At 55.7% G+C, this 12560-nt stretch carries 11 protein-coding genes; 1 reads left to right on the top strand and 10 read right to left on the bottom strand.

Features of this window, described 5'->3' with window-relative positions; translation table 11 throughout:
* Positions 1 to 6: 6 nt before the first annotated feature.
* From CSTAT_RS03390 to iolC, 8 genes are read right to left on the bottom strand one after another with little or no spacing between them, the layout of a single operon-like run.
* A complete protein-coding gene (locus CSTAT_RS03390) occupies positions 7 to 879 on the bottom strand; it encodes a sugar phosphate isomerase/epimerase family protein (RefSeq protein ID WP_066792670.1) in 873 nt (290 codons plus the stop codon).
* Positions 880 to 916: 37 nt separating this feature from the next.
* Positions 917 to 1933, bottom strand: coding sequence for a Gfo/Idh/MocA family oxidoreductase (locus CSTAT_RS03385; RefSeq protein WP_075722465.1), 1017 nt, complete (start codon positions 1931 to 1933; stop codon positions 917 to 919).
* A 39-nt stretch (positions 1934 to 1972) separates the two neighbouring features.
* A complete protein-coding gene (locus CSTAT_RS03380) occupies positions 1973 to 2929 on the bottom strand; it encodes a sugar phosphate isomerase/epimerase family protein (protein WP_066792666.1) in 957 nt (318 codons plus the stop codon).
* Positions 2930 to 2958: 29 nt separating this feature from the next.
* Positions 2959 to 4872 carry a 3D-(3,5/4)-trihydroxycyclohexane-1,2-dione acylhydrolase (decyclizing) gene (gene iolD / locus CSTAT_RS03375; RefSeq protein ID WP_075722464.1) on the bottom strand — a complete coding sequence of 638 codons (1914 nt, stop codon included), beginning with the start codon at positions 4870 to 4872 and terminating at the stop codon, positions 2959 to 2961.
* A gap of 4 nt (positions 4873 to 4876) precedes the next feature.
* Positions 4877 to 5773, bottom strand: a complete 897-nt coding sequence (gene iolB, locus CSTAT_RS03370; protein ID WP_075722463.1) for a 5-deoxy-glucuronate isomerase — start codon at positions 5771 to 5773, stop codon at positions 4877 to 4879.
* A 29-nt stretch (positions 5774 to 5802) separates the two neighbouring features.
* Entirely contained in the window at positions 5803 to 7314 is a 1512-nt protein-coding gene (locus CSTAT_RS03365; protein ID WP_066792660.1) for a CoA-acylating methylmalonate-semialdehyde dehydrogenase, read from the bottom strand.
* A 38-nt stretch (positions 7315 to 7352) separates the two neighbouring features.
* The gene (locus CSTAT_RS03360; RefSeq protein WP_075722462.1) at positions 7353 to 8264 is read right to left on the bottom strand and encodes a class I fructose-bisphosphate aldolase; all 912 of its coding nucleotides are present in this window, start codon (positions 8262 to 8264) and stop codon (positions 7353 to 7355) included.
* A 2-nt stretch (positions 8265 to 8266) separates the two neighbouring features.
* Positions 8267 to 9223 carry a 5-dehydro-2-deoxygluconokinase gene (gene iolC / locus CSTAT_RS03355; protein WP_075722461.1) on the bottom strand — a complete coding sequence of 319 codons (957 nt, stop codon included), beginning with the start codon at positions 9221 to 9223 and terminating at the stop codon, positions 8267 to 8269.
* Between the two features lie 475 nt (positions 9224 to 9698).
* On the opposite strand from iolC, the gene CSTAT_RS03350 reads away from it, so the two are divergent.
* Positions 9699 to 10460, top strand: a complete 762-nt coding sequence (locus tag CSTAT_RS03350; RefSeq protein WP_066792656.1) for a GntR family transcriptional regulator — start codon at positions 9699 to 9701, stop codon at positions 10458 to 10460.
* Positions 10461 to 10601: 141 nt separating this feature from the next.
* Here CSTAT_RS03350 and CSTAT_RS13795 read toward each other — a convergent pair whose 3' ends face one another.
* Complete coding sequence (locus CSTAT_RS13795; RefSeq protein ID WP_075722460.1) at positions 10602 to 10967, bottom strand: hypothetical protein; 366 nt, start codon at positions 10965 to 10967, stop codon at positions 10602 to 10604.
* 447 nt (positions 10968 to 11414) lie between these two features.
* A complete protein-coding gene (locus CSTAT_RS03335; RefSeq protein ID WP_075722458.1) occupies positions 11415 to 12167 on the bottom strand; it encodes a sulfite exporter TauE/SafE family protein in 753 nt (250 codons plus the stop codon).
* Positions 12168 to 12560 lie beyond the last annotated feature (393 nt).

The following is a 12560-nucleotide window of genomic DNA, read 5'->3' as shown; positions in this document are numbered from 1 at the left end:
TAGCGCTTAAGCGTTGTCGACCAACTCCTTGATCTTTTGCAGCTGGTAGCGCGAAACATCAAGGAAGGTCTCATCTTCGGCAAAGACATTGGATACCAGAAGGGCATCCTCGCGGTCTAGGTAGCCGGTGGTCCGAAGCAACTTAAACAGCTCGTTAAAATCAACGTCACCATCACCGATCTTGAGATGCTGGTGCACGCGGACTGCATTACCCGGTGGGTTGGTGATGTAGCGCAGACCGTGGGATTTGTGATGGTCGAAGGAGTCTGACAAATACACAGCGCCGAGACGATCACCGACTGAGGTGAGAATCTTTTCTGGTTGGTCTCCCATATGGAAGGTATGCGGCGCAACGTAGACAAAGCCCACTTGCTTGGAATTCAAGCCGCGGATTACGCGCCACGCTTCAACGCCGTCTTCGACAAAATCATCCGGGTGCGGATCGATGTTGAACTTGATGCCCTCGCGCTCCAAAATGGGAAGGAGTTCTTCCATGGAACGGTAGAAAGCGTCTTCTGATTCCTCAGGACGTTCTGGTCGGCCCGAGAATTCCGTATTCAGGGTGTCTACTTCCAGATCCACTGCCAGCTCAATGATGCGCTTGAGATTGCGCACCGCAGCTACCCGCAGGTTTTCATCAGGCCAGGACAAACGGTGCACCGGCAAGATGGCTGGAATTTTGACGCCCGCGTCCTTGGCGCGTTTCTTTAGCGCTTGCACCAGATCATCGTCAGCCTTGGGATGGCGGAAGAAAGGACCAAAGTCCACATGCGGAGTGATCTGCATGTACTCATAGCCCAAGCGTGCGGTGACATCTGGAAATTCCAGCAAGTCATAGTCGTGATGCAAAGGCGTTGGGTCAAAAGCAATGCGAACCATAAGGGATTCTCCTTCTTAAACAGGAATCTTTGAAAATTTATGCGTAGAAATCAGGGCGTGATTCTGCTTCAACTGGAACAACGCCACCTTCGTTCAAAGCCTTGACGCCTGCCTCGCAGGACAATGCCACCAGGTAGCCATCGAATGCATTTGGACCAGCCACCAAAGTACCCTCATGAACTGCATCCACCCAGGACTGAATCTGGCGGTCATATGCCGTTGCGAAACGAGTGGTGAAGTCCTCATGATCCTTCACGGAGAACTGACCAGCACTCCAGCGCTGCAGGCCTGCTGGCTGACCTATTCGGGCCAGCCCCTTTTCAAAGACTGCTTCGGTAGCGACTTGGTAGCCGAATTGAACATTCACGTTCATTTCCACATCCACCAGCACACCATTTTCCAATTCCATGATGACCAGAATTGGTTCTTTCATCCCCGCGTGTGCCAGGGAGTTGGTCTTGGGGTACTTAACTTCCACGCTGACCACACGTGAGCCTGCGAGCCATGGAATGACATCAAACTCATGCACCACGGAGTCAGTGATCAACATGTCCTGGGTGTAGTTCTCCCCCACGGTTGGGTTACGGTGCACGCCGCGAAGCATGAGGAGCTCGCCGGCATCTTCCGACTCCACCAGCTTGCGCAACTCGTTGTACTCCGGGTCGAAGCGGCGCATGAAACCAATCTGAATGTGTGGCTTGTCCAGCTTCTGCTCAAGCTCCACGATGCGAAGTGAAGACTCAGAATCAGGGGTCAACGGCTTTTCACACAGAATGGGTAGGCCGGCTTCCAGCGCTGGAACAAGGACCGGCTCGTGGAATTGGCCAGGAACGGCAATCAGAACGGCGTCGACTGCATCGGCAGCAATGGCGTCTTCAATCTTAGAGAAAGTGTTCGCACCTGGCGCATTTTCAGCCGCCTTGGCGGCCCGGCCTGCATCTGGTTCAACGATGGCGGAAATGTGAGCACCGGAGGTGCGGTTGTTAATGCGATCGATGTGGTCCGCACCCATTGCTCCGGCACCAACGACGCCGACGCGAAGACTCTTAGTCATAATGATTTCCTTAAAAATTTTAGGTTGGTGGATTTTCGTTTACTTGATACGGGCGAAGTGCGTGCAGCCGAAGATGTGCTTACGGGTGCGCTCAGCAATTGGGAATGGGTAGTCCACATCGCAGCCATACATATCCTGCTCAACGATGGCGAAAATATCGGAGTCAATCTTCGAAACAGCTTCAATGATTGGCGCCAGGTCAGGAACACCATGCGGTGGTTCGACCATGATGCCTTGAGCAACGGCATCGGCAAATGGCACGTCATTTTTCAAAATATCGAAAAGCAATGATGGATCGACCTGCTTCAAGTGCAGGTAGCCGATGCGCTCTGGATGGTCCTCGATGAGCTTGACGTTATCGCCGCCGTAGTAAGCAAAGTGGCCGGTATCCAGGCATAGGTTGGTGTAGCGTGGGTCGGTTTCCTCCAAGAAGCGCAGAACCTCGCGGGTGGTGCCGATATGGCTGTCAGCGTGGGAGTGAAACTGCTGCTTCATGCCGAATTCTTCCAGCAATGCCTTGCCTAAGCGGTCGTGGCCGGCGGCGAGCTTAGCCCACTTTTCATCGTCCAAAGTGCGTGATTCCAATACCTCACTAGTGGCGTCGGAGCGCCACAGGTCAGGGATGACAACTAGGTGCTCAGCGCCCAGCTTGGAAGCAAGACCTGCGACATCGAGTGCTTGGTCCCAGGCGCGCTTCCACTGTTCTTCACCCTTGTGGAAACCGGTGAATACGGTACCGGCAGAAAGCTTGAGATTACGCTTGCCCAGTTCGTCTTCCAGCTGGTGTGGGTCGGTGGGCAGGTAGCCGTATGGGCCGAGCTCGATCCAGGTGTAGCCAGCCTTGACTACTTCATCCAGGAAGCGGTCCCACGGGACCTGCTTCGGGTCATCGGGGAACCAGACGCCCCAGGAGTCAGGTGCGGTTCCGATGCGCAGGCCAGGGTTTTCACCGGCGACGGAGGCGGCTTTGGTATCAGAAGGTACAGAGGTGGTCATTGTTGTTCCTTACTTTGTGGTCAGGCGGATTAGCCAAGAAGCGGGCGCTGGAAGGCTTGTTGCTTGAGATATTCCTCGCGGGCGGTGTTGGTCGATTCCAAGGTCGCGGTTTCAGAAACCGGGACATCCCACCAGCCGGCGCCATCAGGTGCGTAGATAAGCGGGTCGGAGTTGATGTGGATGAAGGTGGACTTGTCAGAAGCTTTGGCGGTAGCCATGGCCTTCTTCAGGTCTTCGATGGAGTTCTCCCCGGGCTCGACTTCGATGACATCAAGGCCGTAGCTGCGGGCATTCATGGCCAGATCAACGGGCAGAATCTGCTCGCCTTGGAAGTTCTTGTGCTCTTCGTCGTACTCGCGGTACCAGGTACCAAAGCGCTGCGAACCAACCGTTTCAGACAGGTGCCCGATGGAGGCGTAGCCGTGGTTTTGGATGAGCACGATAATCACCTTGATGCCCTCGGCAACGGCAGTAACTAGTTCAGAGTTCAGCATCAAATAGGAGCCGTCACCAACCATGATGACTACGTCGCGGTCATCGCCCACCGCATCGAGGCCACGCTTGGCGCCGATACCACCAGCGATTTCATATCCCATGCACGAGAAGGCATATTCCACGTGGTAGCCGAGTGGATCGCGCACGCGCCATAGCTTTTGCAAATCCCCTGGCAAAGAGCCAGCCGCCTGAATGATGACATCTTCTGGTGCAGTGGATTCCTGTACCGCACCGATGATCTCTGGCTGTCCAGGAAGAGCCAGCTTCGAGGGTGCAAAAGCCTTGTCCACGTCGGCATCCCAGGAGGCTTTAGCTTCCGCGATAGAACGCGCGTAGTCCTCGGTGATGCGGAATCCTTGCAAGGCATCCATAAGCTCTGTGATGGCCTCGCGTGCATCGGCGATGACTGGAAGCTGCGAACCGTGCTTGTAGGCATCGAAAGACGCGACGTTGATGTTGACGAACTTCACGTCTGGGTTTTGGAACGCGGTGCGTGAAGCGGTGGTGAAGTCGCTGTAGCGGGTGCCAATACCGATGATGACGTCCGCCTCGCCAGCAATGCGGTTCGCAGCCAAGGTACCTGTAGCACCGACGCCGCCGAGGTTTTGCGCGTGATCCCAATTCAGCACGCCGCCGCCTGCCTGCGAAGTGCCGACCGGAATGCCGGTCTGCTCAACCAGGGCCTGCAGCTGCTGTTCTGCGGAGGAATACAGCACGCCGCCGCCTGCGATGATCATTGGATTCTTCGCATTACGGATGACCTCGACAGCACGCGCCAAGGCCTCACGCTCCGGGCGTGGGCGGCGGATGTGCCACTCGCGGTCCTGCAGGAATTCAAGCGGGACCTCGAAGGTTTCTGCCTGTACGTCCTCTGGCAAGGCGATCGTCACGGCACCAGTCTCAGCTGGGTCAGTCAGTACGCGCATCGCCGATAACGCGATGGAAAATAGCTGTTCCGGGCGCTGCACGCGGTCGAAGAATTTCGAGACCGGACGGAATGCGTCATTGACGGTCAGCCCGATATCCCACGGCTGCTCGAGTTGCTGGAGAACAGGGTCTGCCACGCGTGTTGCAAAAGTATCGCTGGGCAAGAGCAGCGCTGGCAGGCGGTTGGTGGTAGCCAGCGCCGCGCCGGTGAGCAGGTTGGTTGCACCTGGGCCGACAGAAGCTGCCGATGCATAGGTGCCCCGGCGGCGGTGCATACGCGCATAGCCGACGGATTGGTGAACCATCGCCTGTTCATTACGGGCCTGGTAGTACGGCATGAGCTCTGGCTCATCCACGTTGTACTGCTTCAGTGCCTGGCCGATACCGGCAACGTTGCCGTGGCCAAAGATGCCGAACATGCCGGCGATGGTGCGCTCGCGGTGCTCACCGTCAACGGTCCACTGGTGCCCCAGGAACTCAACGAGTGCCTGACTGACCGTCATTGTTTTTGTAGCAGCCATTTATTTAGCCTTCCCGGTGTTCATAAGGCAGGCGGTTATCAAATTCCTGCCCATTCCAAGTCTCACGAACCCATGCGTGCGCAGGGTCGTCATTAATTAACCAGATGCGTTCTGGATCAGGTCCTGCCATGACATTCAGGTAGTACAAGTCATAGCCGGGTGCTGCCACAGCTGGGCCGTGGTAGCCATAAGGAACAAGGGCCACATCACCGGTATAAACCATGGCGTTGATATCAATATCGCCGGCCGGTGATGAGTAGGTAGAAAACATTCCGAAGGCGCCATCGGCAGCGTCGGGGTTTCCGCCCACGCGTGAAGGAGCGGATTCGAAGTAGTAGATTTCTTCCAGCTTGGACTCATGCCCCGGCTTGTACTCATCGTGCTTGTGCGGTGGATAGGAGCTCCAGTTCTCACCCGGGGTGATCACTTCGCACACAATCAACCGTGCAGCATCGAGTGCCTCCGGAGTGCCGAAGTTGTGCACCTGGCGGCTAGAACGGCCGGCGCCGCGCAGCTCCACCGGGGTGCCCTCTGGTGGAATGTACTTCCACTCTTTCGGCTCCTTGGTTGGTGCTTCCGCCACTGCTACCCGGCCTTCACCGGATAACGTCGCAGCAGTATTCGTTGGAAGATAGAGCACATCAGTGGGCCCATCAAAGACAGACTTGCGTCCATTCAGCGTGGTCACTTCATCGTTGTGCGCAACTTGAAAGTGCCCGGCGAGCGGGATGAAGATCCTCTCCACGCCCAGATCGTCTAAGGATAGAGACTGGCCATCGGAAAGCTCTGCGATGCGAATGCCTGTGTACTGCCATCCCGGGGTATCGGCGTCAACAACGGTTTGCCACCCAGCTCTAGCCAAATCGCCCTTTTTATGAAACCAACGTTCCTCAGTGCCCATTGTGCTCATGTCCTCTCCTGCTCACTTAGCTAGTCGTTTTGTGGGAATCCCAGGTTGATGCCACCGTGGGTTGCTGGGTCGAGCCAGCGGCTGGTGATCGCCTTTTCCCGGGTGAAGAAGTCGAATCCGTGGGTGCCGTAGGCCTTGGCGTCGCCAAAGAGTGAGTTCTTCCAGCCGCCAAAGGAGTGGTAGGCAACTGGCACCGGGATGGGGACGTTGATGCCAATCATGCCGACTTCAATCTCATGCTGGAAGCGGCGCGCCGCACCACCATCGTTGGTAAAGATTGCGGTGCCATTGCCGAACTCACCGGAGTTGATGAGTGCGATTGCCTCATCAAAGGAAGCAACACGAACAACCGACAGTACCGGGCCGAAGATTTCTTCTTTGTAGGCACGGGAGGAGGTGGGGATGTCATCGATAAGCGTTGGGCCGAAGAAGAAGCCTTCCTCATGGCCTTCCACGCTGCAGCTGCGGCCATCGACAACAATCTTTGCGCCGTCGGCTTCCGCAATATCGACGTAGCCGGACACGCGCTCGCGGTGTGCTTCGGAAATGAGTGGGCCCAAGTGTGGCTCACCGTTTTCATCGCCGGCACCGTTGCCGACGCGCAAGGTAGCGATGCGCTCTTCAATCTTGGCGATGAGCTCATCAGCAATAGAGTCAATCGCCAGCACGGTCGATACAGCCATGCAGCGCTCACCAGCAGCGCCGTAACCAGCGTTGATAGCCTGGTCAGCAACCAAGTCCAGGTCAGCATCAGGCAGCACCAACATGTGGTTATTCGCGCCACCGAGCGACTGCACGCGCTTGCCGTTCTTCGCCGAGGTTTCGTAGATGTACTTCGCAATCGGGGTGGAGCCCACAAACGAGATAGCGGAGACCTCTGGGCTATTGAGCAGGCCATCGACAGCCAGCTTGTCACCTTGCAAGACGTTGAAGACACCATCAGGCAGGCCTGCTTCAGTCCACAGGTTCGCCATCCACAGTGCTGCAGATGGGTCCTTTTCGGAAGGCTTCAAAATAACCGCGTTGCCGGCGGCAATTGCGATTGGGAAGAACCACATGGGCACCATGGCTGGGAAGTTAAATGGACTGATGATGCCGACAACACCGAGTGGCTGCTTGATGGAATAGACATCAATGCCGGTAGATACGTTTTCGTTGAAAGCGCCCTTGGTCAGGTGTGGGAAGCCGGTCGCCAGCTCCACAACTTCCTGGCCGCGCATGATCTCCCCCATGGCGTCGGAGAGCACCTTGCCGTGTTCAGCGGTGATGATCTCTGCCAATTCGCCGCGACGTTCATTGAGCAGTTCACGGAACTTGAAAATAACGGCTTGTCGCTTGGCGATGGACATCCCACCCCACACCTTCGCGGCCTTGGCAGCGGATGCGATGGTGGCATCAATTTCTTCTTGGTTGGCTAGTGCTACCTGGCCGGTGACTTCACCGGTTGCGGGGTTGTATACGGCTGCGGTGTTGCCGGAGGCCGATGGGGCTTCTTTGCCATCGATCCAGTGGTTAATGAGCTTTTCAGACATGTGTGTTCCTTTAAGGGATGGAAGTACAGGGTTAGAAATCAGGCGGAAGGTACTAAGGACGGGTGGACCATATTCGCTGCGATATCGACGGCAGCGGCGACATCGTCATCGTGCGGGTAGAGCAAAGTGCGTCCCACGGTGAGTCCGCGAACACCTGGCAGAGACAGGGCGTTTTGCCAGGAGGTATAGGTTGCATCTGGGTCACCGCCGTTATCGCCACCGAGCAGCAAGGTCGGCATGGTGGTTGCTTCCATGACGCGTTCCATCTCTTCGACCACTGGAAGTTTCATCCAGGTATAGGAGGAATCATTACCTAAACCTGCTGCAATGCCGATGGACTGGATGACGGCATCGGGGCTTAAGTCATTGACGACCTTGTTGTTAACCCAGTTGCTCATGAAGGGCTCCAACATAATCGGCAGCTGCGCTGCAGCGGCTTCATTGACCGCTTTCGCAGTGGCTTCCAATGTTGGTGAGGTACCGGCATCTTCTAGGTTTATGCGCACCAGGGTTTTGGCAAAGTCGATGCCGCGTTCAGCCATGCTCGCCACGTCGTAGCCGGTGTAGCGGTCATCCATTTCAAAAGATGCCCCGCGCAGTCCACCCCGGTTCATGGAACCGACGATGATTTTCCCGTCTAGCAAACCCAGTGCAGCCAGGTCATCGATGATGTCTGGCGTTCCCAGCACACCGTCTACCCCGGGGCGTGACAGCGCAATGGCCATGCGTTCTAGCAGTTCATATCGGTTGGCCATGGCGGTGGGGTTATCGCCGACGCCCAATGCCCCGCGCGCCGGGTGGTCGGCGGCGACGATGAACAACTTCCCATCATCGCCAAGCAAAGTGCGCTTTTTACGCCTGCGGAAACTCTCCGCAACCGCATTGGGGTCTTCAGCACGTATAGTGCGGAGCTTTTCAAAGCTCGCTGGTGAAATTTGTGGTGCAGTCATCTCTAGACCTTCTGACTTAGGGCTGCTTCAACTTCTTCAGTGGTTGGCATGGCGGTGCTGCACTCTAAGCGTCCGGCAACCACCGAGCCTGCCGCGTTGGCAAAGCGCAGGACTTTTTCGAGTGGCCAGTCGGACAACAGACCGTGGCACAGCGCGCCACCGAAGGCATCGCCAGCGCCGAGGCCGTTGACAACATCGACCCACACCGGTGGCACTTCGACGGTTTCATCTTCAGTCATGGCCAGCACGCCTTTGGGGCCTTGCTTAACGATGGCCAACTTCACGCCATGTTCCAACAACGCCTTGCCGGCGCGTTCTGGTTCGGTTTCGCCGATGGCGACCTCACATTCTTCCTTGTTACCGACCGCAACGGTGGCATGCTCGAGTGCCCAGTGTGCCTGCTCTGTTGCTTCCTGCTTGGAATTCCAGAACATGTCGCGGTAGTCCAAGTCCAAGATGGTGTGCTTGCGCCGGGCGCGGGTGTTCAGGATTTCCTGATGTGCGCCGCGGCTTGGCTCTTCGCTTAAACCGGTCAGGGTAAACCACAAGATTTCTGCATCGCGGACATCTTCGAGTTTGACGTCAGAGGACTCGATGCACATATCCGGAGCTTTGGGCTCGCGGTAGAAGTACAGCGGGAAATCATCTGGTGGGAAAATTTCGCACAAAGTCAGCGGGGTTTTATAAGTCGGATCAGTAGCGACGTACTGATTATCTACCCCGAGCCTTTCCAGCTCATTGAGCAGGTACTTACCCAGTGGGTCATTTCCTACTCGTGATAGCAGTGCGGAATTGTGCCCGTGCCGTGCGGCTGCAACAGAGACATTTGCTGCGGATCCGCCTAGGTATTTGCCGAAAGAAGATACCTCTTCTAGCCCAACGCCGGACTGTAGTGGATAGATATCCACGCCAAGCCTGCCGATGGCCAGAACTTCGTGAGCGCTAGTTAAATACGCCATTTGACTCCTGCAACCTCTCACTCAAATTAAATCTATTGTGGCGACCCTCACGGCCGCATGTCCTGACAATAGCACATTCAAATGAAGCCGCAAGGGGTTCTTTAAAAATTCTTTTCCATCCGCAGGACGAACACATATCTGCAGCTCATCACGCACATCACCCCGCCTGGCTAGCACCTACTTTGCCCCCGAACAGCGTATTTACACCACCCCACTGGGTGCATTAATCTTTAAAACAGCTAACAAAGACGGCTTGTAAACTGACAAAAACCACATTTAAAGTTCTAAAACTGCACGAATTCGCACGCCGGGTGATACCGTCGTTTTACAAAACCGCAAGATAAACCAACTGATAGGTGAATTCCTCCCAGGTCTAAAGCCCTAAAAGCTCTGGACAAATCACCGTCAAAGTAATATTGTTCAATTGTCCTAACGTATTGCATGCGAAAAGGTAGACGAGCAGAGAAGGAAGCCCATGACATCCAGCGCACCGGTCTGGCCCGCCGAACTTTTTAAAGACCTAGACCGCAACGGCCCGGTCCCGCTTTACTTCCAGGTAGCACAATGCCTGGAAGATGGAATTCGCGATGGCGTTTTACCTCCCGGCACGCGCTTAGAAAACGAAATCTCTTTGGCTAAGCGCCTCAGCGTCTCCCGCCCTACCGTGCGTCGCGCCATCCAAGAAGTCGTGGACAAGGGCTTGCTGGTGCGCCGCCGTGGCGTGGGCACGCAGGTGGTCCAAAGCCACGTGACGCGTCCGGTAGAGCTGACGTCTTTTTACAATGACTTGAAAAACGCCAACCTGGATCCAAAGACCGAAGTCTTAGAGCATCGCTTGCTGGCGGCGAATTCCACTATCGCGGAAAAGCTTGGTGTCTCTGTTGGTGATGAGGTTCTGTTCATTCGCCGCATTCGCTCCGCTGGTGATACCCCCGTGGCGATTTTGGAAAACCACATTCCCCCAGCCTTTAATGACATCACCCGCGAAGAGCTAGAAGACGGCGGCATGTACGATGCACTGCGCCGCCGCGGTGTGGATTTAAAGATTGCGAATCAAAAGATTGGCGCCCGGCGCGCGGTTGGTGATGAAAGCCGCCTGCTGCATGTCGATGACGGCGGCCCGCTGCTCACCGTTGAACGTGTAGCCCTGGACAATTCCGGGCAGGTCATCGAATTAGGCAATCACTGCTACCGCCCCGATATGCATAACTTTGAAACCACGCTAGTAGGACGCTAATTGTGCTTATGAAATAGCGAAGATCTGGTCCGAGGAAAGTCTCTAGGCCACGCCTTTGTGCGTTTGACTACCTCATACGTTGCGCTTCCGTTAAGCACGCACTTGCGTGCATGACGGGCGTGGTTAATCCGAATGTGAGCCTCATTGGCCAGCACGAGGTAGGAATTGACTCCTACGGTACCTACAACGATCTTGCGTGGTACATGATAGAGCGCGCTGCATCAATGGCTCATACCGACGCACCCAAACCATGCGGGTTTGATTCGCGCGGTTGATCGCTTCGTCTTCGGATTCGAAGATTTCTTCCTGTGCTGCTTCGATGTCTAGCAGGACATTAGCAAGAACAGTTGGCGCGATAAAGCCGTCACGGTCTGCGGTCTCTTGCTGTGCAAACGGCAAGAATCCCTGCTCGATGTGCTCGCCTTCAGATGGGTTCCCAACCATCAGCGTGATAATCTGCTTGACTAATTTTTCTACCAGCTGAGTTTCTACTTCTGCATCCACCACGATGCGGGTAACCGCACTACACTCCTGTCCCGAGTTCCGGATGCACGCGCTTTAAGGTGCCACTGACAGCCTCTGTCACTGCCGACACTGCCGGTCAAGGCAACCATAGCGAACTTTTCGTAGCGCGACAGCGCTTCCCTTACTTCCCGCGGAAAAGCGGAAAAGCGGAAAATATCCGCAGTGCCCTCAACATCGTCACGCGCTACGTCCAGTGGCTCGCTCGCAGCCCTTTCGGCTCGTACCGCCCCGCTGCGCAGTGGCTTGGTCCGCAGCATCGACCGGGATAGGCAGATCGTGGTGCTTTGCGTAGGGCTTGCTGGCGAGGTACCCCCGGCTTCATATCTCGCCGCGCTGATTTTACTCAGCGTACCTATCTATGGGCTGTTGAGTAATGGAGAACCAATCTCACTTAGCATCGCAGCATTGCTCCTGGGAAAACTCTGAAGCCTACGCTAACTGCATAAGCCCACGAATCAATACGGCGCCCGCTCCTGCGGCCGCCAAGGCAGTAGCAAGAGAGCGCGCCATCGAGGTGGAAATTCGGGCGCTTACGCGGTCGCCCAGCCAGGCCCCCACAAAAAGCATCGCAACGGCAAGCACCCACAGCCACAGCGGAGTACCGGTGAAATCGACCCCGCCAAGTAAGACGAGCTTCAACAGGAAAGAAACGGTATTCGCGACAACCAGAACGGGATGCAGCGTCGCCACAAATTCCCGATAGTCCCATCCAGTAATACGCGAATACACCGTAAGAGAGGGTCCTGCAATACCCGCGATGGTTGACATAAATCCACCGACTGCACCGAATGCCAAAAGTGGGCCTTTGGCATCCGGCGACACGTTAAATTTATCGGCCGGAAAAAGAGAGATACCCAGCGCCAGCAGCACAAACGCACCGATAGCCACCAGCAGCCACGGCCCCTCAAGAAAGAAAATTACGGCCACAGCCGGCAAAGATCCCGCCACCAACGCTCCCGAAATGAGTCGGAACTTGCGCCAGTCCGTCTGCTTACGCACCGCCCAAGCATTGTTAACTGCGTTGATAATCGATAGCCCGTTAACCATGGTGATGCCAGCAACCGGCCCCAGAAAGATAGATAGAACCGGACCACCAACCAGCCCTACCCCAAGGCCTGTAATTCGCTGGAAGAAAGCGCCGATGAGGATGGCTACGACAATGACTGCTGCGACGGTGAACACAGGGAGCTACTTTAGGCGCCAGCTTCGCGATTGCCTACTTTCAGGGCTAGCTTCACACCCTTGTATCCACGCCCGCTGTAAATCAGATTGGGACAACTTGTTATTTTCGTATCGATTGTGAAAATCTAGGCCTCCTCATATGCGGAGAAGAGCTTCGCCCACCTGCGGCTATATCATTAAGAATCGCGAAAATAGGCCGTTCGGGCCGATAAGGGGCGGCAGGCATTCTGGTACCTCCAATCCCTAACCCAAGACAGTCAATAGTTTTGCCGCTTAGTACACCCGAATCTGGCGAGAGGCTTACAATGTCGCACCGCGCAATCAGCGGCACTCTCCTACCTAGAGAATAGGAACTGCTGCGCTATTCGAAGTTTTAATTCAACAAGCTCTGCT

It is taken from the genome of Corynebacterium stationis (assembly GCF_001941345.1).
Lineage (GTDB): Bacteria > Actinomycetota > Actinomycetes > Mycobacteriales > Mycobacteriaceae > Corynebacterium > Corynebacterium stationis.
The sequence above is the reverse complement of the archived record's forward strand: the minus strand, read 5'-3'. Positions and strand labels throughout refer to the sequence as shown.